This window comes from Streptomyces sp. 8L (assembly GCF_020176795.1).
Taxonomy (GTDB): domain Bacteria; phylum Actinomycetota; class Actinomycetes; order Streptomycetales; family Streptomycetaceae; genus Streptomyces.
This window is the reverse complement of record NZ_JAIUKE010000013.1, coordinates 1-25,556: the sequence shown is the minus strand read 5'-3', so window position 1 is coordinate 25,556 and position 25,556 is coordinate 1. Positions and strand designations below refer to the sequence as shown.

Genomic DNA, 25,556 nt, shown 5'->3' with positions numbered 1-25,556 from the left:
AACGGCAGGAGATATGACCGTGCAGCAGGACCCCCCGACCGATGACCTCGCGGCCCACGGCCCGCTGGAGGTCTGGATCGATCAGGATCTGTGCACGGGTGACGGCATCTGCGCCCAGTACGCGCGCGATGTCTTCGAGCTGGACATCGACGGCCTCGCCTACGTCAAGAGCGCGGACGACGAGCTGCTCCAGGCGCCCGGCGCGACCACCCGCGTGCCTCTGCCGCTGCTGCGGGAGGTGGTGGACTCCGCGAAGGAGTGCCCCGGCGAGTGCATCCACGTGCGTCGCGTCTCGGACGGCACCGAGGTCGTCGGGCCCGACGCGGAGTAATCGCACAGTAATCACCCGGTGACGCAACGGTGACCAACCCGTAATCCCCGCAGGTCCGGCGCCGGAGGCCGCACAGGGTCTCCGCGGGGGTCTCCGCGGCCGGGCGCGGTTTTTCAGACGCTCTTGTTGTCTCCCTGTTCGCTGCGGACGAACACGCCATTGCGCCAGACCCAGGAAACCTTCTGCTGGACGTCCGGGCAGCAGCTCGGCACATTCTGGCTGGAATAGCCGATGAGTGTGGCGTACACGGTTCGGTTCTCGACCGAGAAGCCCTTGCCGACGGTCTCCCTCGCGTCGACGCCCAGAAGGGTGGCGACGACCCTCGGCGTTCCCGCACGGTCCCTGTTGAGGACGTAGATGGCGTTCGGCGGTGCGCCGGAGCCCAGGTCGCAGCGGATGGCCGCGACCGTCTCGGGGCTCCCGTCGCCGTCCAGGTCGCCGCTGGCCTTCGCGGTCACGACGGTGCCGGCCGATCCGCACTCCAGCGGGAAGCGGAACGTGGCCGCGTCGGGCGCGGGCAGGTGCGCGGCTCTCGACGGGGCGGAGCCGCTGATCGAGGGCGCTCGCCGGGAGGACGTGGCGGAGGCGGTGGTGTCCGGCTGCTGGACGAGGCCCGCGACGGCGACGACGCCGGCCATCGCGGTCGCCGTGGCGAGCCAGTGCATGGGAGTGGGCCTGGTGTGCGCGAGGTCCGGGAGCTCGGCGAGCTGCACGCCTAGTGTCTCCTGTTGCGGTGGTGCTGGAGAAACCAACTATGGGCGGGAGACAGCATCGTGCCACACGTCACACGCGCGCGAAACGCTGGGGGCGGCCGGTTCCGGAGACCCCGTGTCCGCTGATCCGCGTTTACCGGGCGCCAACGGCGAACCGCCGCCGCCCCGTTGCGCGCCGTGGGCGGAACGGGGCGGCGGCGGTGGGATGTTGCGTGCCGGGCCCGGCGGTCAGCGCGAGCCGCTGCCGGGTCCTTCGTAGTCCTCGCCGTACGCGCCCTTGGCGGGGCGCCTGCGGCGCAGCGGCGGTTCAACGCCGTCGGCGAGGCGGCGGGCGGTCACCAGGAAGCCGGTGTGCCCGATCATGCGGTGGTCGGGGCGGACGGCGAGACCCTCGACGTGCCAGTTGCGGATCATGGACTCCCACGCGGCCGGCTCGTTGAACGTGCCGAACTCTCGGAGCGTCTCCACCGTGCGGGCGAGCTGGGTGGTGGTCGCGACGTACGCGATGAGGATGCCGCCGGGCACGAGGGCCTTGGAGACGGCCTCCACGCACTCCCACGGAGCGAGCATGTCCAGGATGACGCGGTCGACGTCGGTGTCCGAGAGGTTGTCCTGGAGGTCGCCCACGGTCAGCTCCCACGCGGGGTGCGGACCGCCGAAGTAGCGCTCGACGTTCCCCCTGGCGACGTCCGCGAAGTCCTGCCGGCGCTCGTAGGAGTGCAGCATGCCCTCGTCGCCGATGACCCGCAGCAGGAAGCTGCTGAGCGAGCCGGAGCCGACGCCCGCCTCGACGACGCGGGCGCCCGGGAAGATGTCGCCGAAGGCCAGGATCTGGCCCGCGTCCTTCGGGTAGACCACGGCGGCACCGCGGGGCATGGACAGGACGTAGTCGGGGAGCAGGGGGCGCAGCGCGAGGTAGGCGACGTTTCCCGTGGTTCGGACAACACTGCCCTCGGGAGCACCGATCAGCTCGTCGTGCGGGAAGGAACCCTTGTGGGTGTGGAAGTTCTTCCCGGCTTCGAGCGTGAACGTGTAGTGGCGTCCCTTGGGGTCGGTGAGCTGGACCTGGTCCCCGACCTTGAAGGGCCCGCGACGGCGGGCGGCACCGGTCGGTTCGGACATGTGCCCAGCCTATCCGCTTCCCGCGGTCCCCCGGTCCGCCGCCCGCCCGCCGCCGCCCTGGGGCGAACCGGGCCCCGGCGGGCGGCGGGCGTCACTGCGGGCGGGCCATCGCGGCGACGAAAGCCTTCTCGACGTCGGCCGTGGACAGGACGCCGTAGATCGACCCGGTCTCCTCGACGACCAGGTACTCGGTGGCCGGGTTGGCGCGCAGCCGGTCGAGCAGTATCTCCCCGCCCAGTTCCGCGGGGACCCTCATGCCGTCCGTGAGGTCCTGGGTGAGGGTGCTGACCGCGACCCAGGGGCGCCGGTGCTGCGGTACGCCCACGATGGACGTCTCCCGCACGATGCCGGTGGGATCGCCCTGGCCGTCCACCACGACGAGGGCGCGCGCGCCGGACTCGTTGGCCCGGCGCAGGGCCTCGGAGAGGGGGGTGTGCGACTCGACGGGCACGGCCCGCCGGGTCAGCGTGCGGGCCTGGAGCTGCGGCAGGTGCTCGCGCAGGCGCGCCATGCGCAGGCTGTTGCCCGCGCCGGTCCAGATGATCGCGGCGAGGATCGCGGCGATCAGGGCGTCCGTGACGGTCTCGACGCCGTCGATGCCGCCGTCTCCGCGCAGCCCGCCGTGGCCGAGCAGCGGCAGTCCGATGAGGACGACGAGGACGGCGACCGCGAGCGCCCTGCCGACCCAGACCGCGGCGACGGTGCCGCTCATGGGCTTGCCTGTGATCTTCCAGACGACGGCGCGCAGCATGCGGCCGCCGTCGAGCGGGAGCCCGGGCAGGAAGTTGAAGATCGCCACGATCAGGTTGGAGACCATGAGCCCGGCGAGCAGCACGCCGGGGACGGAGCCCGCGTCGACCGCGTACATCAAGGCGTAGAAGATCCCGGAGAGGACCAGGGACAGGAGCGGGCCGACGAACGCGAGGATGAACTCCCGCCCGGGCGTCTCGGACTCCTTCTCGATCTCGGAGACCCCGCCGAAGAACTGGAGCTGGATGCGGCGCACCGGCAGGTTGAAGCGGAGGGCGGCGACGGTGTGGGCGAGCTCGTGCACGAACACCGAGGCGTAGAAGGCGACGGCGAAGAACAGCGCCACGAGGTAGCGGGCGTTGCCGATGTCCGGCAGGATGCCGCCGAGCTGGCCGCCGAAGAGCCAGGTGATCAGCGCGGCGACCAGGAACCAGCTGGGCCCCACGTAGACGGGCACGCCGAAGGGGCGGCCCACGAGGATGCCGCCTCCGGGGTCGGCCGGGCGCGCGGGCTTGCCGCCGGGCTGTGGTGCGCCGCTCTTGTCCCGCGCTCCGCCCGTGCCGTGTTCGCCCGACTCGTTGTTTTCCGGCGGTTCCGGGGGTTTCGGGGGTTTCACGGGTTCCTTCCGTCGTCGGCCCTGTCGTCTGCTTGATCATGCAGTGCGAGAGGCCCTGTAGTCGATGGTATGCGGATCGCTGTCGGTGGCGGGTCGTAGGGTCTTCGGCATGAGTACGAGCGTGCCTCCCGCCTCTCTGTCGCCGTCCCGGGCGAACGACTTCATGCAGTGCCCCCTGCTCTACCGCTTCCGGGTGATCGACAAACTGCCGGAGAAGCCGAGCGAGGCGGCCACCCGGGGCACGCTGGTGCACGCCGTCCTGGAGCGCCTCTTCGACGATCCGGCCGGTGAGCGCACGGCGCCTCGGGCGAAGGCGATGGTGCCGCACCAGTGGGACAGGCTGGTGGCGGCGCGCCCCGAGTTGGCCGGGCTGTTCGCGGGGGACGAGGCGGGCGAGCGGCTCGCGGCCTGGCTCGCGCAGGCGGAGGCGCTGGTGGAGCGGTGGTTCGCGCTGGAGGACCCGACCCGGCTCGAACCCGCGGAGCGCGAGATGTTCGTGGAGACGGAGCTCGACTCGGGGCTGCGGCTGCGCGGCGTGATCGACCGGGTGGACGTGGCGCCGACGGGCGAGGTGCGGATCGTCGACTACAAGACGGGCAAGGCGCCGCGGCCCCAGTACGCCGAGAGCGCGCACTTCCAGATGGCGTTCTACGCCCTGGTGGTGTGGCGGCTGAAGGGTGTGGTGCCGCGCCGCCTCCAGCTCGTGTACCTGGGCAGCGGGGACGTGCTGACGTACGACCCGGTGCTCGCGGACCTGGAGCGGGTGGAGCGCAAGCTGCTCGCGCTGTGGGACGCGATCCGGCGGGCGACGGAGACGGGCGAGTTCCCGCCGCGGCCGACGAAGCTGTGCGGATGGTGCGACCACCAGGCGTTCTGCCCGGAATTCGGGGGCACTCCCCCGGTCTACCCGCTGACGACGTCGGCGCAGGACGGGCAGGGCATGATGGGCGTGGTCCATTGAGAGGGGTACCCGTGAGCGTGGGCACCGGCACTGTTCGAGTCCTGCTGGTCGACGACCAACCGCTGCTTCGCACCGGTTTCCGGATGATCCTGGAGGTGGAGCAGGACATCGCGGTCGTCGGCGAGGCCGGGGACGGCCTCCAGGCCATCGAGCAGGTGCGCGCCCTCCAGCCCGACGTGGTGCTGATGGACATCCGCATGCCGCGGATGGACGGCGTCGAGGCCACGCGGCAGATCACGGGTCCCGGCCGGGACGGCCCGGCCAAGGTGCTGGTCCTGACGACGTTCGACCTCGACGAGTACGTGGTGGAGGCGCTGCGGGCCGGTGCCAGCGGCTTCCTCCTGAAGGACGCCCCCGCGATCGAGCTGGTGCAGGCGATCCGGGTGGTGGCGGCGGGCGAGGCGATGCTCGCCCCGAGCATCACACGGCGGCTGCTGGACAAGTACGCGGACCACCTGCCCTCGGGCGAGGAGCCCGTGCCGCACGCGCTGAACACGCTGACGGAGCGGGAGGTCGAGGTGCTCAAGCTGGTGGCCCGCGGCCTGTCGAACGCGGAGATCGCGGCGGACCTGTTCGTCAGCGAGACGACGGTCAAGACGCACGTGGGGCATGTCCTGACGAAGCTGGGCCTGCGGGACCGGGTCCAGGCGGCGGTGTACGCGTACGAGAGCGGGCTGGTGCGGCCGGGCGCCCAGTAGGCGCGCGCCCGCCTTCCGTACGCCCCGCGGGTCCCCGCGCGCCCGTGCCCCCTGTGCGCCTCCGTGCGTCCGTGCCCCGTGCCTTCGTGCGTCCGTGCCTCCGTGGAGGGCTTCTCGTCCCGTGTCCGCGGGGCGGGCTCCTTCGGTCCGGCCCGGGCCACCGCGGGGGCCGGCCGCCGCGGCGCCCGGGCCCCCCCCCCGGGGCCGGCGGGGGGGGGGGGGCGCGGGGGGGCGCGGGGGGGGGGGGGGGGGGGGGGGCGGGCGGCGGGGGCGGGGGGCCCGGGCCCGCGGGCCGCCCGGGGGGGGGGGGGGGGCCCGGGGGCGGACGGCGTGTGTCCTGGTGGCGCGTCAGTCGGTCGTGGTGCCCTTGCCGAGCTCCCACAGCGAGTAGTTGGCCGACGAGTCGACCGCCCACTCCACACCCGTGATGTCGGTGCGCGCCGCCACGTACTGCTTGCCCTGCCAGAGCGGCAGGATCGGCACGTCGTCGGCCACGATGTCCTGGATCTGGCCGAAGGTGTCCGACGCCGCGCCCCGGTCGGCCTCGCGGCGCGACTTCGGGATCAGCTGGCCCCGGATCTGCGGGTTGTTGTACGGGCTGCCGAGGAAGTTGTCCTTGTCGAAGAACGGCGCCACGTAGCTGTCGGGGTCCGGGAAGTCGGGGAACCAGCCCATGCCGTAGACCGCGTACTTGCCGCTGGTCTCGGCGGGCCTGAACTCCTTCCAAGGCGTGCCCTTGATGGTGACGTCGAACAGCTTGCTGTCGTTGAACTGGCTCTGGAGGACCTGGAACTCCTTGGCGGTGGCGGCGCCGTAGTGGTCCGTCGTGTAGTTCATGGTCAGCTTCACCGGCGTGTGGATACCGGCGCTCTGGAGCACCTGCGCCGCCTTCGACAGCGACGGCTGGGCGCCGTACTGGTTGAAGAAGGAGTTGGTGTGGCCCGTGATGCCGGCCGGGATGTTCGAGTAGAGCGGCGACGCCGTCGTGCCGTAGACCTGGTTGATCAGCTTGTCGCGGTCGACCACGTACGCCATGGCCTGGCGTATGGCCTTCTCCTTGCCGATCGGCGCCGAGGTGTTGAAGCCGATGTAGCGGATTTCGAGTCCGGGCATCTCGGTGAGGTTGATGTCCTTGCGCGGTTTGTCCGTGAGGGACTTGATCTGATCCGGCGTCATCGACCGGAGCATCACGTCGATGTCGTCCTTGTCGAGTGCCGTGCCCATGGCGGGGGCGTCCGGGTACACCCGCATCTCGACCTTGTTGTTCTGCACCTTCAAGTCGCCCTTGTACGTGGGGTTCTTGGTGAAGGTCCCCTTGACCAGGGTGTTGTCCTTCACCTCGGCCTTGAAGGTGTACGGCCCCGAGCCGTCGACCTCGAAGCCGTCGCGGAGCTTCTTCGGCGCGTACTGCTTGGGGTTGACGATGCCCGCGATCGGAGTCGCGAGCTTGTAGGGGAACGTGGCGTCGGGCGACTTGAGGTGGAAGACGATGTCCCGGCCGCTGGTGTCCATGTCGGCGATGTTGGTCAGCAGGCCGACCGCGCCGTTGAGGTCGTGGATGGACAGGACCCGCTGGAGCGAGTACTTGACGTCGGCCGCCGTGAGCGTGTCGCCGTTGGCGAACTTCAGGCCCGCCCGCAGGGTGCAGCTGTAGGTCAGGTTCCCGTTGCTGAAGGCGCAGTGGCTCGCCGCCTCCGGCACCGGCACGCCGCCGCCGCGCGGCACGTGCGTCAGGGTCTGGAGGGTCTGCCGCAGGACGTTCCAGGAACCCGTGTCGTAGGCGAACGCCGGATCGAAGGGCGCCGGGTTCGGCTTGGTCGCGGTGAAGTGGTCGGTGGTGCCCACGACGATGGCACTGCCGCTGTCCGAACCGTCGCCCGAATCGCCGCAGCCTGCCATGACGGGTGCGAGCAGGCCGACGGCTGCCGACAGCACCAGGGTCTTGTGCTTCATCGTGGGCTAACTCCTTGTGGGGGAAACCTGGACGCGGCGGTCCCAGGCGCCGGACACCCACGCGGGTGGCAGCGGCGCCGAACTCGCCCCGACACTAGCCGCCGTGGGTCCGGCTCCCCGAACGGGCTTCCCGGGACGGGGCATCACTCAGTGATGGCCCTTAACGGCCTGTGAAGACAAGGGTGTCGCATGTTTCGTACAGGCCTTCACCAACCGGGACACATGGGCATCGCGAACCGGCCTGCGGAGCGGCCCCGACGGTTCAGGATGCCGACGCTGAGTGATGAAAGTCACCCGGCAGGACGCCCTGGCCACGGGCATGGACGCCCCCCGTGCCGGCCACCTCCAACGCACGGTTCGTACCTGCTCCTTCGGGGGAGCTCCGGTCAGCGGGCGCGCCCGGCCAGGCCCCGCAGCAGGGCGAGGTCGATCTCCTCCAGCGAGGTCGCGATGTGGCGGCCCGGCGCGGGCGCGATCGGCGCGACGGACGGCACGGCGACGACGTGGCAGCCCGCCGCCTCGGCCGAGGCCACCCCCGTGGCGGTGTCCTCGATCACCGCGCACCGGCCGGGCTCCGCGCCGAGGCCGCGCGCGGCGACCAGGTAGGGGTCCGGGTGCGGCTTCGTGCGTGCCACCTCGTCACCCGCGACGGTGAGCGCGAAGTGCTCGGGGCCGAGGGAGAGCAGGACCTGGTCGATGATGCGCCGGTGGGAGGCGGAGACGAGGGCGGTGGGTACCTGGTGGGCGGTGAGTTCGGCCAGCAGCCCGGCCGCCCCCGGCATCAGGGGCACCCCCTGTCTGATGCGGTTCTCGAAGGCGTCGTTGAGCAGGACCACCAGGGCGTCGAGGGTGACGTCGGCCCCGGTCGCCTCGATGAGGAACCCCGCGCTGCGCGTCATCGGCCCGCCCACGACGATGTCGCGCCAGCCCTCGTCCAGGACGTGCCCGAGCTCCTTGAAGACGTCGCTCTCCGCCTCCCACCAGATGCCCTCGCTGTCCACCAGGGTGCCGTCCATGTCGAGCAGCACGGCCTGCAGGGCGAAGCCCTCGGCCGTTCGGGTCAAGGACGCGGGGACCGTACTGGTCATCCGGCACACCTCCATGGGGACGAGAAGGCCGGCCGCCTGCCCGTACGGGTTCCCCCGCCAGGGCAGGCGGCCGGCCCGCGCTGGACCGACCAGTGTACGTCCCGCCGCCGCGTGACGCCCGGCGTGCCGGTGCGCCGGGGATGACGATCCGGTTACCGCGCGTTGAAGTACTTCGCCTCGGGGTGGTGGATGACGATGGCGTCGGTGGACTGCTCCGGGTGGAGCTGGAACTCCTCCGAGAGGTGCACGCCGATCCGCTCGGGCTCCAGCAGCGCGGCGATCTTCGCCCGGTCCTCCAGGTCGGGGCAGGCCCCGTAGCCCAGGGAGAAGCGGGCACCGCGGTACTTCAGGGAGAACATGTCCTCGACGTCGGACGGGTCCTCGCCCGCGAAGCCGAGCTCGGAGCGCACGCGTGCGTGCCAGTACTCGGCGAGCGCCTCGGCGAGTTGCACGGACAGGCCGTGCAACTCCAGGTAGTCGCGGTAGGAGTTGGCCTCGAACAGTTCGGCCGTGCGCTCGCCGATCTTCGAGCCGACCGTGACGACCTGGAGGCCGACGACGTCCGTCTCGCCGGATTCCTCCGGGCGGAAGAAGTCCGCGAGGCAGAGGTGGCGGCCCCTGCGCTGGCGCGGGAAGGTGAAGCGGGTGCGCTCGGAGCCGTCCTCGTTCAGGAGGATCAGGTCGTCGCCCTTGGAGACGCAGGGGAAGTAGCCGTAGACGACGGCCGCTTCGAGGAGGTTCTGCGTGTGCATCTGGTCGAGCCAGCCGCGCAGGTGCGGGCGGCCTTCGTTCTCCACCAGCTCCTGGTAGGAGGGGCCGTCGCCGGCGCGGGTCTCCTTGAGGCCCCACTGCCCCTTGAAGAGGGCGCCCTCGTCGAGCCAGGACGCGTACTCCGCGAGCCGGATGCCCTTGACGACGCGGCTGCCCCAGAACGGCGGGGCGGGCACCGGGTTGTCGGTGGCGACGTCGGAGCGGGTGACGGTCTCCTCGGGCCGCTCCAGTACGGCGGTGGTGGCCGCGGACTTGACCCTGCGCTGCTTGAGCTCGGGCAGGGCGGCGCCGGGGACGCCGCGCTTGACGGCGATGAGGGCGTCCATCAGCCGCAGGCCCTCGAAGGCGTCGCGGGCGTAGCGGACCTCGCCCTCGTAGATCTCGTGGAGGTCCTGTTCGACGTAGGCGCGGGTGAGCGCGGCGCCGCCGAGGATGACCGGGAAGTCGGCGGCCAGTTGGCGCTGGTTCAGCTCCTCCAGGTTCTCCTTCATGATCACGGTGGACTTGACGAGGAGTCCCGACATGCCGATGACATCGGCCTTGTGCTCCTCGGCGGCCTCCAGGATCGCGGAGACGGGCTGCTTGATGCCCAGGTTGACGACGGTGTAGCCGTTGTTGGAGAGGATGATGTCCACGAGGTTCTTGCCGATGTCGTGGACGTCGCCGCGGACGGTCGCGAGGACGATGGTGCCCTTGCCCTCGTCGTCGGACTTCTCCATGTGCGGTTCCAGGTACGCCACCGCGGTCTTCATGACCTCGGCGGACTGGAGCACGAAGGGCAGCTGCATCTTGCCGGAGCCGAACAGCTCGCCGACGACCTTCATGCCGTTCAGCAGCGTCTCGTTGACGATCTCCAGCGCGGGGCGCTCGGCGAGGGCCGCGTCGAGGTCGGCCTCCAGGCCGTTCTTCTCGCCGTCGATGATGCGGCGCTCCAGGCGCTCGCTCAGGGGCAGGGCGAGCAGTTCCTCGGCCCTGCTGTCCTTCATCGACTTGGTGTTGACGCCCTCGAACAGCTCCATCAGCTTCTGGAGCGGGTCGTAGCCTTCGGAGCGCCGGTCGTAGATCAGGTCCATGGCGGCCTTGACCTGCTCCTCGTCGAGGCGCGCGATGGGCAGGATCTTGGACGCGTGCACGATGGCCGAGTCCAGGCCCGCCTTGACGCACTCGTCGAGGAAGACGGAGTTGAGGACGGTGCGGGCGGCCGGGTTGAGGCCGAAGGAGATGTTGGACAGGCCGAGCGTGGTCTGGACGTCGGGGTGCCTGCGCTTGAGTTCGCGGATCGCCTCGATGGTGGCGACGCCGTCACCGCGCGACTCCTCCTGGCCGGTGCAGATGGTGAAGGTGAGGCAGTCGATCAGGATGTCGGACTCGTGGATGCCCCAGGTGCCGGTCAGGTCCTCGATCAGGCGCTCCGCGATGGCCACCTTGTTCTCGACGGTGCGGGCCTGGCCCTGTTCGTCGATGGTCAGCGCGATCAGCGCGGCGCCGTGCTCGGCGGCCAGCTCGGTGACCTTGTGGAAGCGGGACTCGGGGCCGTCGCCGTCCTCGTAGTTGACCGAGTTGATGACGGCGCGGCCGCCGAGCTTCTCCAGCCCGGCCCGCAGCACGTTCAGCTCGGTGGAGTCGAGCACGATCGGCAGGGTGGAGGCGGTGGCGAAGCGCCCCGCGAGCTCGTCCATGTCGGCGACGCCGTCGCGGCCGACGTAGTCGACGCACAGGTCGAGCATGTGGGCACCCTCGCGGATCTGGTCCCGTGCCATCTCCACGCAGTCGTCCCAGCGGCCCTCCAGCATGGCCTCGCGGAACTTCTTGGACCCGTTGGCGTTGGTGCGCTCGCCGATCGCGAGGTACGAGGTGTCCTGCCGGAACGGCACGGTCTGGTAGAGCGAGGCGGCGCCGGGCTCGGGCTGCGGCACGCGCTCGCCGCGCTCGGCGCCCCGCACCCGCTCGACGACCTGGCGCAGGTGCTCGGGCGTGGTGCCGCAGCAGCCGCCGACCAGGGAGAGGCCGTACTCGCCGACGAAGGTCTCCTGGGCGTCGGCGAGCTCGGCGGGCTGGAGCGGGTAGTGGGCGCCGTCCTTGCCGAGGACGGGCAGGCCCGCGTTGGGCATGCAGGACAGCGGGACGCGGGAGTGCTTGGCCAGGTAGCGGAGGTGCTCGCTCATCTCGGACGGGCCGGTGGCGCAGTTGAGGCCGATCATGTCGATGCCGAGGGGCTCGAGCGCGGTCAGCGCGGCGCCGATCTCCGAGCCGAGCAGCATCGTCCCGGTGGTCTCCACGGTGACGGAGCAGATGACCGGCAGGTTCGCGCCGGTGGCCGCCAGGGCGCGGCGCGCGCCGAGGATGGCGGCCTTCGTCTGGAGGAGGTCCTGGGTGGTCTCGACGAGGAGGGCGTCGGCGCCGCCCGCGATCATGCCTTCGGCGTTGCTCTGGTAGGCGTCGCGGAGCTTGGTGTACGGGGCGTGGCCGAGCGTGGGCAGCTTGGTGCCGGGGCCCATCGAGCCGAGCACCCAGCGCTGCTGCCCGGTGGACGCGGTGAACTCGTCGGCGACCTCGCGGGCGATGCGCGCGCCCGCCTCGGAGAGCTCGAAGACGCGCTCGGGGATGTCGTACTCGCCCAGCGCGGCGAAGTTGGCGCCGAAGGTGTTGGTCTCGACGCAGTCGACTCCGACGGAGAAGTACTCCTGGTGGACGGAGCGGACGATGTCGGGGCGGGTCACGTTCAGGATCTCGTTGCAGCCTTCGAGGTCCTGGAAGTCCGCGAGGGTGGGGTCCTGCGCCTGGAGCATGGTCCCCATGGCGCCGTCCGCGACCACCACCCGGGTGGCGAACGCGTCGCGCAGGGCGTCGACGCGGGTACGGCTGTCACTGGAGGGGGATGGGGTCGGCGACGAGGCCATGGATTCACTCCCGTAGATGCGACGGCTGTCGGCTTTGCCCCGGTGCGGTGCGCGGGGCACGCGGCCAGCCTAGCCGGGACCGCCGCGATGGGGGGCGGGCGTCCACGGCGTGGTCCTTCGGGGCCGCGTTCGGCAGACTGATTCGGCATGGACCGATAGTGTTCAGCATTGTCGAATAGCGAACGGAGTCCGTGGATGGCGAAGAACATTCAGTCGCTTGAGCGGGCTGCGGCCGTGCTGCGCCTGCTGGCGGGCGGCGAGCGCCGGCTCGGCCTGTCCGACATCGCCTCCTCGCTGGGGCTGGCCAAGGGAACGGCGCACGGAATCCTGCGGACCCTCCAGGCGGAGGGGTTCGTCGAGCAGGACGCGACCTCGGGCCGCTACCAGCTGGGGGCTGAGCTGCTGCGGCTCGGCAACAGCTATCTGGACGTGCACGAGCTGCGGGCGCGCGCCCTCGTCTGGACGGACGACCTGGCGCGCTCCAGCGGGGAGAGCGTCCACCTCGGCGTGCTCCACCAGGGGGGCGTCCTGATCGTGCACCACGTCTTCCGGCCCGACGACAGCCGCCAGGTGCTGGAGGTCGGCGCCATGCAGCCGCTGCACTCCACGGCGCTCGGGAAGGTGCTGTGCGCCTTCGACCCGGTCGCGCACAACGACGCGCTGGAGGGGCAGCGGCGCCCCTTCACCGCGCGGACGGTCACGCTGCCCGAATCCTTCGAGTCCGAGCTCGCCACCGTCAGGGAACGGGGCTGGGCCCTCGACGTCGAGGAGACGTGGGAGGGCGTGGCGGCGGTGGCCGCGCCGATCCGCGACCGGCACGGGATGGCGGTCGGGGCGATCGCGGTCACCGGCGCGACCGAGCGGCTGTGCCCACCGGACGATCTCGGTGAAGACTCAGGTCAAGGGGGTGCGACAGGCCCGCAGGTCCGGAGCGATCTGGTGGCCGCCGTCCGTGTCTGCGCGCGTTCCGTGTCCCGGGATATCGGCAACGGGCGGTTTTGACCCGAATAGCGCATGATCGGAACTGCGAGAGGTTCGGATTGCGGAACTCTTGACGGCTCTTGCTCTCAGGACGAGACTGCCGTACAGCGGTCGACAATGTCGAACAGTTGCCGCAAGGGACGGGCGACAATAAGACAACTCGACTGGCAGCAAGTGCCCCCCAGGAGGGCGCGGACCGCCGGCACCCCCGGAGATCCGCCTTCCCAGGACGAAGGAGTCTCGGGTGTCCAATCTCGACATATTCGTGGGTGAAACGTCCGGTACCGCCATGCTGATCCTGCTCGGCGGTGGCGTGGTAGCCGGCGTGGTACTCAAACGGTCGAAAGCGTTCGGCGCGGGCTGGGTGGCCATCAGCTTCGGCTGGGGCTTCGCCGTCATGGCCGGCGCCTACCTCTCCGCACCGAAGTCGGCGGCGTCGCTCAACCCGGCGCTGACGCTGGCCCTGGCCATCCAGGGCGGCATCAAATGGGGTGACGTCCCGCTCTACATGGGTTCGGAGCTGCTGGGCGCCATGATCGGCGCCTTCCTGGTGTGGGTCGCCTACCTGGGCCAGTTCAAGGCCTTCCTGAGCGATCCCGAAGTGATCGCGGCGCAGCCCGCCGAGGAGGGCCTCGTCGACCAGAGGACCGCGCCCAAGGCCGGCCCCGTGCTCGGCATCTTCTCCACAGGACCTGAGATACGCCACTACGTGCAGAACTTCCTGACGGAGGTCATCGGCACATTCGTGCTGGTCATCGCGATCCTGACGCAGGGCCTCAACCAGAAGGGCAACGGCCTCGGCGCCATCGGCATCCTGATCACCGCCTTCGTCGTGGTGTCCGTCGGCCTCTCCCTCGGCGGGCCGACCGGATACGCCATCAACCCGGCCCGTGACCTCGGCCCGCGCATCGTCCACGCGCTGCTGCCGCTCAAGAACAAGGGCGGCTCCGACTGGACGTACGCCTGGGTCCCGGTGTTCGGACCACTGGCGGGCGCGGCGCTCGCCGCCGGCTTCTACGAGCTGGCGTTCGCGTGAGCGCTCCGGCCGCAGCCGGTTACCTCCCCCTTCCACTTCTCCGACGCAGCAGGAGTTGATCACCGTGACCGAGAACACCACCGGGACCTCGTCCCACGGAACGGGCCCGTTCATCGCGGCCATCGACCAGGGCACGACATCGAGCCGCTGCATCGTCTTCGACCGGGACGGCCGCATCGTGGCCGTGGACCAGAAGGAGCACGAGCAGATCTTCCCCAGGCCGGGCTGGGTGGAGCACGACGCGGCCGAGATCTGGGTGAACGTCCAGGAAGTGGTGGCGGGCGCCATCAGCAAGGCCGGCATCACCAAGAACGACGTCAAGGCCATCGGCATCACCAACCAGCGCGAGACGACGCTGCTGTGGGACAAGAACACCGGCGAGCCGGTGCACAACGCGATCGTCTGGCAGGACACCCGCACCGACGCGCTCACCCGCGAGCTGGGCCGCAACGTCGGCGCGGACCGCTGGCGCAGGGAGACCGGCCTGCCGCTGTCCACGTACTTCGCGGGCCCGAAGGCGCGCTGGCTGCTGGACAACGTCGAGGGGCTGCGCGAGCGCGCGGAGCGCGGCGAGATCCTGTTCGGCACGATGGACACCTGGGTCATCTGGAACCTCACCGGCGGTACGAACGGCGGGGCGCACGTCACCGACGTGACCAACGCCTCCCGCACCATGCTCATGAACCTGCACAACCTCCAGTGGGACGAGCGGATCTGCGAGTCGATGGGCGTGCCGTCCGTCATGCTGCCGAAGATCAAGTCCTCCTCCGAGGTGTACGGGACGGCCAAGGGCGGCGTGCTGGACGGCATCCCGGTCGCGTCGGCGCTCGGCGACCAGCAGGCCGCGCTGTTCGGCCAGTGCTGCTTCAGCGAGGGCGACGCGAAGTCCACGTACGGCACCGGCACGTTCATGCTGATGAACACCTCCACCAAGCCGGTGAACTCGTACGCGGGCCTGCTCACCACGGTCGGCTACCGCATCGGCGACCAGCCCACCGTGTACGCGCTGGAGGGCTCCATCGCGGTGACGGGCGCTCTCGTGCAGTGGATGCGCGACCAGATGGGTCTGATCAAGACGGCGCCGGAGATCGAGACGCTGGCCTCGTCCGTCGAGGACAACGGCGGCGCCTACTTCGTACCCGCGTTCTCCGGCCTCTTCGCGCCGCACTGGAATCCGGACGCGCGCGGAGTGATCGCCGGGCTCACCGGCTACGTCACCAAGGCGCACATCGCCCGTGCCGTCCTGGAGGCCACGGCCTGGCAGACCCGCGAGATCAGCGACGCCATGACGAAGGACTCCGGCGTCGAACTGACCACGCTGAAGGTCGACGGCGGCATGACCGCCAACAACCTGCTGATGCAGACGCTCGCCGACGTCCTCGACGCCCCGGTCGTGCGCCCCCTGGTCGCGGAGACCACGGCGCTCGGCGCGGCGTACGCGGCGGGCCTCGCGGTGGGCTTCTGGCCGGACACCGAGGCGCTGCGCGCGAACTGGCGCAGGGCGGCCGAGTGGACCCCGCACATGGAGGCGGAGGTCCGCGACCGCGAGTACAAGAACTGGCTCAAGGCCGTCGAACGGACCAAGGGCTGGCTGGAGGACAGCGACGTCTGACCCCGGGCGCCGCAACCGGCCGCCGGCACCCCGGCGCCCGGCCGAGCGACACCGCTGACACGGTTACACGAAACGCAGCTGCACGACGGCTGACGAGGAGTACGTATGAACACCGCCCTGCGCAGCGCCCCGGCACTCGGGACGCACCTGGCCGGCGGCTCACTGCCGAGCCGCGCCGAGATCCGCGACCAGATGGACCACGCGGCCTTCGACCTCCTGGTGATCGGCGGCGGCATCCTGGGCATCTCCACCGCCTGGCATGCCTCGCAGTCGGGGCTCAGGGTGGCCCTGGTGGACAGCGGCGACTTCGCCGGGGCCACCTCCTCGGCCTCGTCGAAGCTGCTGCACGGCGGGCTGCGCTACCTCCAGACCGGCGCCGTGAAGCTGGTCGCGGAGAACCACTTCGAGCGCAGGGCCGTCGCCCACCAGGTGGCGCCGCACCTCGCCAACCCGCTCACCTTCTACCTGCCGGTCTACCGGGGCGGGCCGCACGGCGCGGCCAAGCTGGGCGCCGGCGTGTTCGCCTACTCCGCGCTGTCCGCGTTCGGCGACGGCGTCGGGCACGTCATCTCGCCGGAGAAGGCGCGGCGCGCGGTGCCCGAGCTGCGCACGGAGAACCTGCGGGCCGTCGCCGTGTACGGGGACGACCAGATGAACGACGCGCGGATGGCGCTCATGACCGTACGCGCCGCCGTCGACTCCGGGGCCGCCGTGCTCAACCACGCGGAGGTGACGGGACTCCGGTTCACCGGGGGCCGGGTGACCGGCGCCGATCTCAGGGACCGTACGGACGGCAGCGAGTTCGGCGTCGACGCGCGCCTGGTGCTCAACGCGACCGGCCCCTGGGTCGACCACCTCAGGAAGATGGAGGACCCGGGCGCCGCTCCGTCCATCCGGCTGTCCAAGGGCGCGCACCTGGTGCTGCGCAGGACCGCTCCGTGGCGCGCCGCGCTCGCCACGCCCATCGACAAGTACCGCATCACGTTCGCGCTGCCGTGGGAGGACATGCTCGTCCTCGGCACCACGGACGAGGAGTACGAGGGCGACCCTGCGGACGTGGCGGTCAACGAGAAGGACATCCGGCAGATCCTCGACGAGGCCTCGCTGTCCGTGACGGACCAGCAGCTCTCCCGGGACCTGATCGCCTACTCGTACGCGGGCCTTCGGGTGCTGCCCGGCGGTCCCGGCGGTACGTCCACGGCGAAGCGGGAGACCGTGGTGACCGAGGGCACGGGCGGCATGCTGTCGGTGGCGGGCGGCAAGTGGACCACCTTCCGGCACATCGGCCGCATGGTGCTGACGAAGCTGGAGACTCTGCCGGGACACCCGCTCGGGCAGGGCGCGGAGCCGGTCTCCGAGCTGCCGAAGAAGATGCCGCTGCCGGGCATCGCGAACCCGCACGCCGTCGCGCACCGGCTGCTCATCGACGAGGGCGTCCCGAACGCCGGGATCGCCCCGGACACGGCCAAGCACCTGGCGACGCACTACGGCACGCTCGCGTACGACATCGCGCGCCTGACGTACGAGAAGCCGGAGCTGGCCGAGCGCATCCACCCGGAGGCACCGGAGATCTGGGCGCAGGTCGTCTATGCCAGGGACCACGAGTGGGCGCAGACCGCAGAGGACGTGCTGCGGCGCCGCACCACGCTCACCATCCGGGGCCTGGACACCGACGCGATCAAGACGAAGGTGGAGGAAGTGCTCGCCCGGCGCCACTGACGGCGGCCGCGGCGGGTGACCGGACCGAAGACGGACAACCGCGTATCTGTCCCTGAGGACTCTCCGTCCGACGCATAATGGGGGCAGATACATCGGATGTCTGGAGGTCACCCGTGGCTGTCACCGACGAGGCCATAGAGAAGATCAAGGGGATGATCGTCTCCGGGGCCCTTCGCCCGGGTGACCGCCTCCCCAAGGAGAGTGAACTGGCGGCCGACCTCGGCCTGTCCAGGAACTCCCTGCGGGAGGCGGTACGCGCGCTCGCCCTGATGCGCATCCTCGATGTGCGGCAGGGCGACGGCACGTATGTCACGAGCCTGGACCCGCAGTTGCTGCTGGAGGCGCTGAGCTTCGTGGTGGACTTCCACCGCGACGACACGGTGCTCGAGTTCCTCGCGGTCCGCCGCATCCTGGAGCCCGCGGCGACGGCGATGGCGAGTGCGCGGATCACCGGGGACGAGCTGACGGCCCTCGACCGCCAGCTCGACGCGCTGGGCGCTGATCCGTCGGTGGAGGAACTGGTCGCGTCCGACCTGGAGTTCCACCGGGGGATCGTGCGGTGCTCCGGCAACTCGGTGCTGGTGTCCCTGCTGGACGGCCTCTCCGGGCCGACGACACGGGCGCGGATATGGCGCGGCCTCACACAGCAGGACGCGGTCAGCCGCACCCTGCACGAGCACCGGGCGATCCTCGCCGCGCTGCGGGACCGGGACGCCGAGGCGGCCAGGTCGTGGGCGACGGTGCACATCGCGAGCGTGGAGATGTGGCTGCGCTCGACGCTGTGAGGCGCCCCCGGGGCCATGACGGAGAAGGGGCTCGCGGCCGGCACCGGTCGGTGCCGGGCACGAGCCCCTTCGCGAGGGCCCCGCGGCCCGGGTCAGTCCTGTTTCTCGCCGCTCGCGAACCGGGAGACGATCAGCGCGACGATGATGATCGCGCCGTTGAGGAACTGGTCCCACTCCGGCGGCACACCGGCGAGCGTCATCACGTTCACCACCAGCTGGAGCGTGAGGACACCGGTGAGCGCGCCGAAGATGGTGCCGCGCCCGCCCTTGAGGCTGACCCCGCCGATGACGGCGGCGGCGAACACGTTGAAGATCCACCCGTTGCCCTGGTCGGCGGCGACCGAGCCGTAGTGGCCCGTGTAGAGGATGCCGGCGAACGCCGCGAGCAGGCTGGCGATGCCGAGCACGATCCAGGTGACCCGGTCGACCCGGATGCCGGCGGCGCGCGCCGCCTCCGGATTGCCGCCGATCGCGTAGAGCGACCTGCCGTGCCGGAACCAGGCGAGCGCCACCCCGCCGAGCGCGAACAGGATCAGGCACAGCCACACGGCCGCGGGCAGCCCGATCCACTCGGTCTTGCCGAGGTAGCGGAAGGAGTCCGGGACGTCGGAGATGGACTTGCCGCCGGTGATGCCGATCTGGAGCCCGCGCAGCATCGTCAGCATGCCGAGGGTGGCGATGAAGCCGTTGACGCGGAGCCTCAGGATCAGGAAGGCGTTGAACGCCCCGATGGCCAGGCCGACGAGCAGGTCGAACGGGATGGCCGTCCAGGTCGGCAGGCCCAGCCCGTCGAACCGGCCGCCGTGCGTCGGCAGCACCAGCCACATCGCGATCGCGGGCGCGACGCCGATGGTCGACTCGAGCGACAGGTCCATCCGGCCCGTGATCAGCACCAGCGCCTCGCCCAGCACCAGCAGGCTGAGCTCGGACGCCGACTGGAGCACGCCCGTCAGGTTGTTGGCGGTCAGGAAGGCCGGCGAGACGATGAACCCGATCACCATCAGCACGACGATCACGGGCACGAGCGAGAAGTCGCTCCATCTGATCAGCCGGAGCCTGCCGCGCGGGCTGAGGCTCTCGGTACGGTCCGCCACCGGCGGACGCATGGTCTCGGTCATTCCCGCTCCCCCACACCTTCCATGGCGGCGACCAGTTCCCGGTCCTTCCACCCGCTGCCGAACGTGGCCACCACGCGCCCGTGGAACAGGGCGAGGACGCGGTCGCACACCCGCAGGTCGTCCAGCTCGTCCGAGATGATCACGGCCGCGCTGCCTTCGTCGGCCACCCGGCGCACCACGCCGAGCAGCGAGTCCTTCGATTTGATGTCGACGCCGGCCGTGGGGCGCACGGCCACCAGCGCCCTGGGGTCGCGCGCGAGGGCGCGCGCCACCACGACCTTCTGCTGGTTGCCGCCCGACAGGCCGGAGACCGGCTGCTCCGGCCCCGTCGTCTTGATGTCGAGCGCCTCGATCATCGACCGGGCGAACGCCCTGGTCCTGGACGGCATCACGGTGCCCCAGCGGCCGAGCTGGTCGGCGACCGTGAGCGTCGCGTTCTCCGCGATGCTGCGGCCGACGACCAGGCCCTGCTGGTGGCGGTCTTCGGGGATGTAGCCGATGCCCGCCTTCAGCGCGTCGGGCACACTGCCGGGCCTGACCGGCCTGCCGCCCACCGCGACCGCGCCGGAGGTCGGCGCCCGCATACCGACGAGGATCTCGCCGAGCGCCACGGTGCCGCTGGCCGCCGCGCCCGCGACGCCGAGCACCTCGCCGGGCCGCACCTGGAGGTCGAGCGGCTCGAACACCCCGTCCAGGGCGAGGCGTTCGGTCACCAGGACGGGCTCGGCGCGGTCCAGGGCCGCGGAGTTCTCGCCCGCGTGCCAGGCGCCGGCCGAGCGGGCCGCGTCGCCGGTCATGGCGGCCACCAGGTCGTCCTTCGGCAGGTCGGCCACCTGTGCGCTGAGTACGTGCTTCGCGTCGCGGTACACGGTGACCGCGGTGCACAGCTCGTACACCTCCTGGAGGTGGTGCGAGATGAACAGGAACGCGACGCCCTGGTCCTGGAGTTCGCGCAGCTTCGTGAACAGCCGCTGGATTCCCCGCGCGTCGAGCTGCGCGGTCGGCTCGTCCAGGATGATCAGACGGGCACCGAAGGACAGCGCCCGCGCGATCTCCACGAACTGCCGCTGCTCCACGGTCAGATCCTTGGCGCGGGTCGTCGGGTCGACGTCCACGCCGTATCCGGCGAGGAGTTCGGCGGCGCGCCTGCGCAGTGCACCCCAGCCGATGAGCCGTTTCGCACCCGCGTCCCGCGCGGCGAAGTTGTTGAGGAAGAGGTTCTCGGCGACCGTCAGGTCCGGAACCACCATGGACTTCTGGTAGACGCAGGCGACCCGGGACTGCCAGGCCGCCGTGTCCCCGTAGGCGGGGGCGGGCTCGCCGCTGAAGCTGACCCGGCCCTCGTCCGGCCGGTGCAGGCCGGTGAGGACGCTGACGAGTGTGGACTTTCCCGCGCCGTTGCGGCCGACGAGCGCGTGCGACTCGCCGGGCCGCACCGTCAGCCGGACGCCGTCCAGCGCGACGGTCGATCCGAAGCGCTTGACGACGCCCTCCGCGTGCACCGCGGCGGGTGTCCGATGCGTTGCCTGTTCCATCGCCGCTACTTCTTGTCCAGCTGGTTGGCCCACAGCTTCGGGTCGTCCACGTTCTTCTTGGTCACCAGGGGCGCGGGCAGCTGGTCCTCGTACCCGTTGGGGATCTTGACGATCTTGGAGTCGTGGTCGGTGGGGCCCACCTTCTGCTTCTTGCCCTCGACGGCCTCCTTGGCGTACTGGAGCGCGTACTTGGCGTACAGGTCCGCGGGCTGGGAGATCGTGGCGTCGATCTGTCCCTTGCGGATCGCGTCGAACTCCTGCGGGATGCCGTCGTTGGAGATGATGGTGATGTGGCCCTTGGTGCCGGCCGGCTTCAGCAGGTGCTTCTGCTGGAGCAGCGCCAGGGTGGGCGCCAGGAACACGCCGCCGGCCTGCATGTAGAGGCCGTTGAGGTCCGGGTTGGCGGCCAGCGTCGACTGGAGCTTCGACGAGGCGACGTTGCCCTCCCAGTTGGTGGCCAGCTCGATCACCTTGACGGCCGGGAAGTTCTTGGTCATGCAGGACTTGAACGCCTGCGAGCGGTCACGGCCGTTGATGGAGGACAGGTCGCCCTCGAACTCCGCGACCTTGCCCTTGCCCTTGAGCTGCTGGCCGAGGAACATGCACGCCTTGGTGCCGTACGCGACGTTGTCGGCGCGCACCACCATGTAGACCTTGCCCTTGTCGGGCCGGGTGTCGACGCTGACCACGGGTATCTTCTTGTCGCTCAGCGTCTGGAGCGTCTGGGCCACGGCGCCGGTGTCCTGCGGGGCCATCACGATGGCCTTCGCGCCCTGGTCGGTCAGCGCCTGCACGTTGGACGCCAGCTTGCCGATGTCGTTCTGCGAGTTGGTCAGCGGCAGCGCGCTCACCGCGCCGCCCTTGATGTCCTTCTGGATGTACTGCTGGTACGAGTTCCAGAAGTCGGTGTCGCTGCGCGGCAGGTCGACGCCGACCTTGCCGCCGTCCGAGGCGCTGTCGCTCCCCCGGTTGCAGCCCGCGAGGACCGTCACCGACAGCAGTACGGCGCAGGCCGCGGCACCCGTCGTCCGCAGCCTGCCGAGTGGGCTTCGCCCCATGGTGTCTCGGAGCATGGTTGTCCCGTCCTTAGATGTATGTGTCGGCTCAGGTGGCGGGGCGCAGGCGCAGGCCCTGCATTCCGCCGTCGACCGCGAGCGCCGTCCCGGTGACGGCGGACGCGGCGGGGCTGGCGAGATGGACGACGGCCGCCGCGACCTCGTCGGCCGTCACCAGCCGTCCGGTGGGCTGGCGGGCGTTCAGGGCCGCTCGCTCGGCCTCGGGGTCGGGTGCCTCGTCGAGCAGGCGTCCCACCCAAGGGGTGTCCGCCGTCCCGGGGTTGACGCAGTTGACGCGGATGCCCTCGCGCACATGGTCGGCCGCCATGGCGAGGGTCAGGGAGAGCACCGCGCCCTTGCTCGCGCTGTACAGGGCCCGTTGGGGCAGCCCCGCGGTGGCGGCGATCGAGCAGGTCTGGGTGATCGAGACAGCCCCGGGGGCGCCGGGCGCGGCCCGGCGCAGGTGCGGGACGGCATGGCGGGCCGTCCGTACCATGCCCATGACATTGACGTCCAGTACGCGGCGCCACTCGTCGTCCGCGTTGTCGAGGACGGTGCCCGCGGCGCCGATACCGGCGTTGGACACCACCGTGTGCAGCGCGCCGAACTCGCCCGCCGCCGTGTCCACGGCCCGGTGCACGGCGTCGTCGTCGGTGACGTCCGCGGCGAGCGCGAGCGTCCCCTCGGGGGCGCCGGCGATCTCGCGGTCCAGCACCGCGACGCGGGCGCCGCGCGCGAGCAGCAGCGCCGCGACGGCGGCACCGATCCCCGACGCGCCGCCGGTGACGAGCGCGGCCAGGCCTTCGAAGTCCCGCAGCACCGGCGCGGCGGGCGCCTCCGGTGTGCTCCGGACGGTCGGCGGGGTCATGAAGCTGCTTCCTCCTCGGTGCGGCGGGCCCGCCACACGGGCCCTTCGGGAAAGCTGTACGCGGCGATCGACTCCGGCAGCATGCGCGCGGAGAAGCCCGGTGCGGTAGGGGCCGCGTAGTTCCCCGAGACGATGCGCACCGGGTCGGCGAAGTGCTCGTGCAGGTGGTCCACGTATTCGATGACGCGGCCCTCCTTGCTGCCGGAGACCGCGACGTAGTCGAACATCGAGAGGTGCTGCACCAGTTCGCACAGGCCGACCCCGCCGGCGTGCGGGCACACCGGCAGGCCGTACTTGGCGGCGAGCAGCAGGATCGCCACGTTCTCGTTCACACCGGCCACCCGCGCCGCGTCGATCTGCACGAAGTCGACGGCCTCCGCCTGGAGCAGCTGCTTGAACACGACCCGGTTCGCCACGTGTTCGCCGGTGGCGACCTTCACCGGCTGGCCGGATCTGATGGCGGCGTGGCCGAGCACGTCGTCCGGGCTGGTGGGCTCCTCGATCCAGTGCGGGTCGTACGGCGCGAGCGCGGACATCCAGCGCACCGCGTCGGCCACGTCCCAGCGCTGGTTGGCGTCGACGGCGATCCGGACGCCGGGGCCCACCGCGTCGCGGGCCAGCCTCATCCGCCGTACGTCGTCCGCGAGGTCGCCGCCGACCTTCAGCTTGATCTGCCCGAACCCGTCCGCCACCGCCTGCTTGGCGAGCATCACCAGCTTGCTGTCGGAGTAGCCGATCCACCCCGGCGACGTGGTGTACGCGGGATAGCCCTCCGCGCGCAGGGCGGCGGCACGCTCGGCGCGGCCGGGCCGCGCGGCCCGGAGGATCTCCAGCGCTTCCGAGGGGGTGAGCACATCCGTCAGATAGCGGAAGTCCACCAGCGAGACGATCTCCTCCGGCGACATGCCGGAGAGGAACTCCCAGAGGGGCAGGCCCGCCTGAGTGGCCGCCAGGTCCCAGGCCGCGTTGACGACGGCGCCCGCGGCCATGTGCATCACGCCCTTCTCGGGCCCGAGCCAGCGCAGTTGGGAGTCGTGCGTCAGATCGTGGTAGAGGGAGGCGAGTTGGGCCGCCGTACGCGGGGTGGGCCGGCCGACGACATAGCCGCGCAGCGCCTCGATGGCGGCGGCCGTCACGTCGTTGCCGCGGCCGATGGTGAAGCTGAAACCGTGCCCTTCCGCGCCGTCCGTGGTACGCAGGACGACGTAGGCCGCCGAGTAGTCGGGGTCCGGATTCATGGCGTCCGAGCCGTCGAGCTGTTCCGAGGTGGGAAAACGGATGTCGTGAACCTCGAACCCCGTGACGGTCGGACTCATGCACGCACTCCCTCGCGAGAACGGAAGAACATCGGACCTCTTTGGTCATCCGATGTATAGCGCCGTCCGAGGCGAAACGTCCAGGGGTCGTGCGCAAATTGAGATCACAGATCGGATGACTGCGGCCCACATCGGCTTCGCGCCGTGAGTACGGCCGGAAGCACGTACGGCACAGGCGCGGGACGCCCGCGCGAGGTGCGTACGGCATGCCCCGCGCGAGGCGCGTACACGGCACCGCTCCGGGCGGACCGCCTGCTCGGGCCCGTTCCCGCCGGGTGCTCCGGCACGCTCCTGGCGTACGCGGGACTGCGGACGGGCAGCTGTGAAGCCGTAAGGTTGGTCCGTACGACAGAGAACTTCGGAAGGAGGCCTGGGTGATCGAGCTCGAGGGGGTTCCCGAGCTGATCGACCCGGTCATGGTGGCCGCGTTCGAGGGCTGGAACGACGCCGGAGACGCGGCGTCCACGGCGGTCGCCCACTTGGACCGGGAGTGGAAGGGGGAGGTGTTCGCGGCGCTCGACGCCGAGGACTACTACGACTTCCAGGTCAACCGGCCCACGGTGTTCATGGAGGGCGGCGCGCGCAAGGTCACGTGGCCCACGACACGGCTCTCGGTGGTGCGGGTGGCCGGTGACACCCCGCGGGACCTGGTGCTGGTGCGTGGCATCGAGCCGTCGATGCGGTGGCGTTCCTTCTGCAACGAGATCCTGGGCTTCGCCCACGAGCTGGGCGTGGAGCTGGTGGTCATCCTGGGGGCGCTGCTCGGCGACACCCCGCACACCAGGCCGGTACCGGTCAGCGGCGTCACCTCGGATCCGGCGCTGGCGCGGACCATGGACCTGGAGGAGACCCGGTATGAGGGGCCCACGGGCATCGTCGGCATCCTCCAGGAGGCGTGCACGCACGCCGGTGTGCCCGCGGTGAGCCTGTGGGCCGCCGTCCCGCACTACGTGTCGCAGCCCCCGAACCCGAAGGCGACGCTCGCGCTCCTCAACCGGCTCGAAGACCTGATCGGGGTCCGCATCCCGCTCGGCGAGCTGAACGAGGACGCGCGCGCCTGGCAGCTCGGTGTCGACCAACTCGCGTCGGAGGACAGCGAGGTCGCGGAGTACGTGCAGTCGCTTGAGGAGGCGCGCGACACCGCGGAGCTGCCGGAGGCGTCGGGCGAGGCGATCGCCCGCGAGTTCGAGCGGTACCTCAGACGGCGCGACGGCGAACCGGGCCGCGGCGGGCCGGCGGGAAGCACGGGCCGCGCGACCGAGGGGGGCGTGGGCCGCACCTGGCCGAAGCCGTCCCGCGGTACGCACGACCAGGAGCACGACCTGCCCGCGGCGGACACCGGCGAGGGGCGCGGGGACGACGACGCCGGGGAGAGCACCGCGGACGGCGACGCCGGTGAGCCCGGCAAGGGCAAGCCCGATGCCCCCGATGACACTGACACCGGCACCGACAGTGGCAAGCGCGAGGGGAACGGCAGCGGCAGCGGCGATTCGTCGGAGGACTGATCTCCGGTACAGAGGACGGAACTCCGGTACCTACCGAAGGGGGGCCCGGGGGGCGCGCCCCCGCCGCGGGGGGGGGGGCCCGGGCGGGGCGGGGCGGGGGGGGGCGCCCCGCGCCCCCCCCGG

At 71.0% G+C, this 25,556-nt stretch carries 20 protein-coding genes; 9 read left to right on the top strand and 11 right to left on the bottom strand.

Features of this window, described 5'->3' with window-relative positions:
• Window positions 1-13 precede the first annotated feature (13 nt).
• Window positions 14-331, top strand: a complete 318-nt coding sequence (locus LCE31_RS01800) for a ferredoxin (protein WP_225012141.1) — start codon at window positions 14-16, stop codon at window positions 329-331.
• A 113-nt stretch (window positions 332-444) separates the two neighbouring features.
• On the opposite strand, the gene LCE31_RS01795 is transcribed toward LCE31_RS01800, so the two are convergent.
• The 3 genes from LCE31_RS01795 to LCE31_RS01785 form a co-directional block, all read right to left on the bottom strand.
• The gene (locus LCE31_RS01795) at window positions 445-1,044 is read right to left on the bottom strand and encodes a hypothetical protein (RefSeq protein WP_225012140.1); all 600 of its coding nucleotides are present in this window, start codon (window positions 1,042-1,044) and stop codon (window positions 445-447) included.
• A gap of 228 nt (window positions 1,045-1,272) precedes the next feature.
• Window positions 1,273-2,166 carry a tRNA (adenine-N1)-methyltransferase gene (locus LCE31_RS01790; protein WP_225012139.1) on the bottom strand — a complete coding sequence of 298 codons (894 nt, stop codon included), beginning with the start codon at window positions 2,164-2,166 and terminating at the stop codon, window positions 1,273-1,275.
• A gap of 91 nt (window positions 2,167-2,257) precedes the next feature.
• On the bottom strand, window positions 2,258-3,532 hold the full coding sequence (locus tag LCE31_RS01785) for a site-2 protease family protein (RefSeq protein WP_225012138.1): 1,275 nt from the start codon (window positions 3,530-3,532) through the stop codon (window positions 2,258-2,260).
• A 64-nt stretch (window positions 3,533-3,596) separates the two neighbouring features.
• On the opposite strand from LCE31_RS01785, the gene LCE31_RS01780 reads away from it, so the two are divergent.
• Entirely contained in the window at window positions 3,597-4,493 is an 897-nt protein-coding gene (locus LCE31_RS01780; protein ID WP_225012137.1) for a RecB family exonuclease, read from the top strand.
• Window positions 4,494-4,576: 83 nt separating this feature from the next.
• Window positions 4,577-5,191 carry a response regulator gene (locus LCE31_RS01775; protein ID WP_374118374.1) on the top strand — a complete coding sequence of 205 codons (615 nt, stop codon included), beginning with the start codon at window positions 4,577-4,579 and terminating at the stop codon, window positions 5,189-5,191.
• A 348-nt stretch (window positions 5,192-5,539) separates the two neighbouring features.
• Here the strand turns inward: LCE31_RS01775 and LCE31_RS01770 are convergent, their stop codons facing one another.
• From LCE31_RS01770 to metH, 3 genes are all read right to left on the bottom strand, one after another.
• Complete coding sequence (locus LCE31_RS01770; protein ID WP_225012135.1) at window positions 5,540-7,144, bottom strand: ABC transporter substrate-binding protein; 1,605 nt, start codon at window positions 7,142-7,144, stop codon at window positions 5,540-5,542.
• Window positions 7,145-7,530: 386 nt separating this feature from the next.
• Window positions 7,531-8,232: an HAD family hydrolase gene (locus tag LCE31_RS01765; RefSeq protein ID WP_225012134.1), complete on the bottom strand. Its 702-nt coding sequence runs from the start codon at window positions 8,230-8,232 to the stop codon at window positions 7,531-7,533.
• A 152-nt stretch (window positions 8,233-8,384) separates the two neighbouring features.
• On the bottom strand, window positions 8,385-11,903 hold the full coding sequence (gene metH / locus LCE31_RS01760) for a methionine synthase (protein ID WP_225012133.1): 3,519 nt from the start codon (window positions 11,901-11,903) through the stop codon (window positions 8,385-8,387).
• 195 nt (window positions 11,904-12,098) lie between these two features.
• Here metH and LCE31_RS01755 point away from each other — a divergent pair, with 195 nt between their 5' ends.
• The 5 genes from LCE31_RS01755 (at window position 12,099) to LCE31_RS01735 (ending at window position 18,036) form a co-directional block, all read left to right on the top strand.
• Window positions 12,099-12,905 carry an IclR family transcriptional regulator gene (locus LCE31_RS01755; protein ID WP_225012132.1) on the top strand — a complete coding sequence of 269 codons (807 nt, stop codon included), beginning with the start codon at window positions 12,099-12,101 and terminating at the stop codon, window positions 12,903-12,905.
• Window positions 12,906-13,128: 223 nt separating this feature from the next.
• Entirely contained in the window at window positions 13,129-13,920 is a 792-nt protein-coding gene (locus LCE31_RS01750) for an MIP/aquaporin family protein (protein ID WP_225012131.1), read from the top strand.
• Window positions 13,921-13,984: 64 nt separating this feature from the next.
• Window positions 13,985-15,532 (top strand): glycerol kinase GlpK, encoded by a 1,548-nt coding sequence (glpK, locus tag LCE31_RS01745; protein ID WP_225012130.1) that lies wholly within the window; start codon window positions 13,985-13,987, stop codon window positions 15,530-15,532.
• 105 nt (window positions 15,533-15,637) lie between these two features.
• The gene (locus LCE31_RS01740; RefSeq protein WP_225012129.1) at window positions 15,638-17,251 is read left to right on the top strand and encodes a glycerol-3-phosphate dehydrogenase/oxidase; all 1,614 of its coding nucleotides are present in this window, start codon (window positions 15,638-15,640) and stop codon (window positions 17,249-17,251) included.
• Between the two features lie 113 nt (window positions 17,252-17,364).
• Window positions 17,365-18,036 (top strand): FadR/GntR family transcriptional regulator, encoded by a 672-nt coding sequence (locus LCE31_RS01735; RefSeq protein WP_225012128.1) that lies wholly within the window; start codon window positions 17,365-17,367, stop codon window positions 18,034-18,036.
• A gap of 92 nt (window positions 18,037-18,128) precedes the next feature.
• On the opposite strand, the gene LCE31_RS01730 is transcribed toward LCE31_RS01735, so the two are convergent.
• From LCE31_RS01730 to LCE31_RS01710, 5 genes are read right to left on the bottom strand one after another with little or no spacing between them, the layout of a single operon-like run.
• Window positions 18,129-19,154 carry an ABC transporter permease gene (locus tag LCE31_RS01730; protein ID WP_225012127.1) on the bottom strand — a complete coding sequence of 342 codons (1,026 nt, stop codon included), beginning with the start codon at window positions 19,152-19,154 and terminating at the stop codon, window positions 18,129-18,131.
• Window positions 19,151-20,689, bottom strand: coding sequence for a sugar ABC transporter ATP-binding protein (locus tag LCE31_RS01725; RefSeq protein ID WP_225012126.1), 1,539 nt, complete (start codon window positions 20,687-20,689; stop codon window positions 19,151-19,153). The genes LCE31_RS01730 and LCE31_RS01725 overlap by 4 nt, the downstream gene beginning before the upstream one ends.
• A gap of 5 nt (window positions 20,690-20,694) precedes the next feature.
• Window positions 20,695-21,762 carry a sugar ABC transporter substrate-binding protein gene (locus tag LCE31_RS01720; RefSeq protein WP_225012125.1) on the bottom strand — a complete coding sequence of 356 codons (1,068 nt, stop codon included), beginning with the start codon at window positions 21,760-21,762 and terminating at the stop codon, window positions 20,695-20,697.
• A 31-nt stretch (window positions 21,763-21,793) separates the two neighbouring features.
• Window positions 21,794-22,612 carry an SDR family NAD(P)-dependent oxidoreductase gene (locus LCE31_RS01715; RefSeq protein ID WP_225012124.1) on the bottom strand — a complete coding sequence of 273 codons (819 nt, stop codon included), beginning with the start codon at window positions 22,610-22,612 and terminating at the stop codon, window positions 21,794-21,796.
• On the bottom strand, window positions 22,609-23,928 hold the full coding sequence (locus tag LCE31_RS01710) for an enolase C-terminal domain-like protein (RefSeq protein WP_225012123.1): 1,320 nt from the start codon (window positions 23,926-23,928) through the stop codon (window positions 22,609-22,611). The genes LCE31_RS01715 and LCE31_RS01710 overlap by 4 nt, the downstream gene beginning before the upstream one ends.
• Window positions 23,929-24,302: 374 nt before the next feature.
• Between LCE31_RS01710 and LCE31_RS01705 the strand changes: the two genes are divergently transcribed.
• On the top strand, window positions 24,303-25,433 hold the full coding sequence (locus LCE31_RS01705) for a PAC2 family protein (RefSeq protein ID WP_225012122.1): 1,131 nt from the start codon (window positions 24,303-24,305) through the stop codon (window positions 25,431-25,433).
• Window positions 25,434-25,556 lie beyond the last annotated feature (123 nt).

Excerpts from the sequence above, each read along its gene's own strand:
- LCE31_RS01775 (WP_374118374.1), top strand. The coding sequence starts at position 4,577 with ATGATCCTGGAGGTGGAGCAGGACATCGCGGTCGTCGGCGAGGCCGGG.
- LCE31_RS01790 (WP_225012139.1), bottom strand. The coding sequence starts at position 2,166 with ATGTCCGAACCGACCGGTGCCGCCCGCCGTCGCGGGCCCTTCAAGGTC.
- LCE31_RS01740 (WP_225012129.1), top strand. The coding sequence starts at position 15,638 with ATGAACACCGCCCTGCGCAGCGCCCCGGCACTCGGGACGCACCTGGCC.
- LCE31_RS01780 (WP_225012137.1), top strand. The coding sequence starts at position 3,597 with ATGGTATGCGGATCGCTGTCGGTGGCGGGTCGTAGGGTCTTCGGCATG.
- LCE31_RS01710 (WP_225012123.1), bottom strand. The coding sequence starts at position 23,928 with ATGAGTCCGACCGTCACGGGGTTCGAGGTTCACGACATCCGTTTTCCC.
- LCE31_RS01715 (WP_225012124.1), bottom strand. The coding sequence starts at position 22,612 with ATGACCCCGCCGACCGTCCGGAGCACACCGGAGGCGCCCGCCGCGCCG.
- LCE31_RS01800 (WP_225012141.1), top strand. The coding sequence starts at position 14 with ATGACCGTGCAGCAGGACCCCCCGACCGATGACCTCGCGGCCCACGGC.
- LCE31_RS01730 (WP_225012127.1), bottom strand. The coding sequence starts at position 19,154 with ATGACCGAGACCATGCGTCCGCCGGTGGCGGACCGTACCGAGAGCCTC.
- metH (WP_225012133.1), bottom strand. The coding sequence starts at position 11,903 with ATGGCCTCGTCGCCGACCCCATCCCCCTCCAGTGACAGCCGTACCCGC.
- LCE31_RS01720 (WP_225012125.1), bottom strand. The coding sequence starts at position 21,762 with ATGCTCCGAGACACCATGGGGCGAAGCCCACTCGGCAGGCTGCGGACG.
- LCE31_RS01765 (WP_225012134.1), bottom strand. The coding sequence starts at position 8,232 with ATGACCAGTACGGTCCCCGCGTCCTTGACCCGAACGGCCGAGGGCTTC.
- LCE31_RS01755 (WP_225012132.1), top strand. The coding sequence starts at position 12,099 with ATGGCGAAGAACATTCAGTCGCTTGAGCGGGCTGCGGCCGTGCTGCGC.
- LCE31_RS01725 (WP_225012126.1), bottom strand. The coding sequence starts at position 20,689 with ATGGAACAGGCAACGCATCGGACACCCGCCGCGGTGCACGCGGAGGGC.
- LCE31_RS01770 (WP_225012135.1), bottom strand. The coding sequence starts at position 7,144 with ATGAAGCACAAGACCCTGGTGCTGTCGGCAGCCGTCGGCCTGCTCGCA.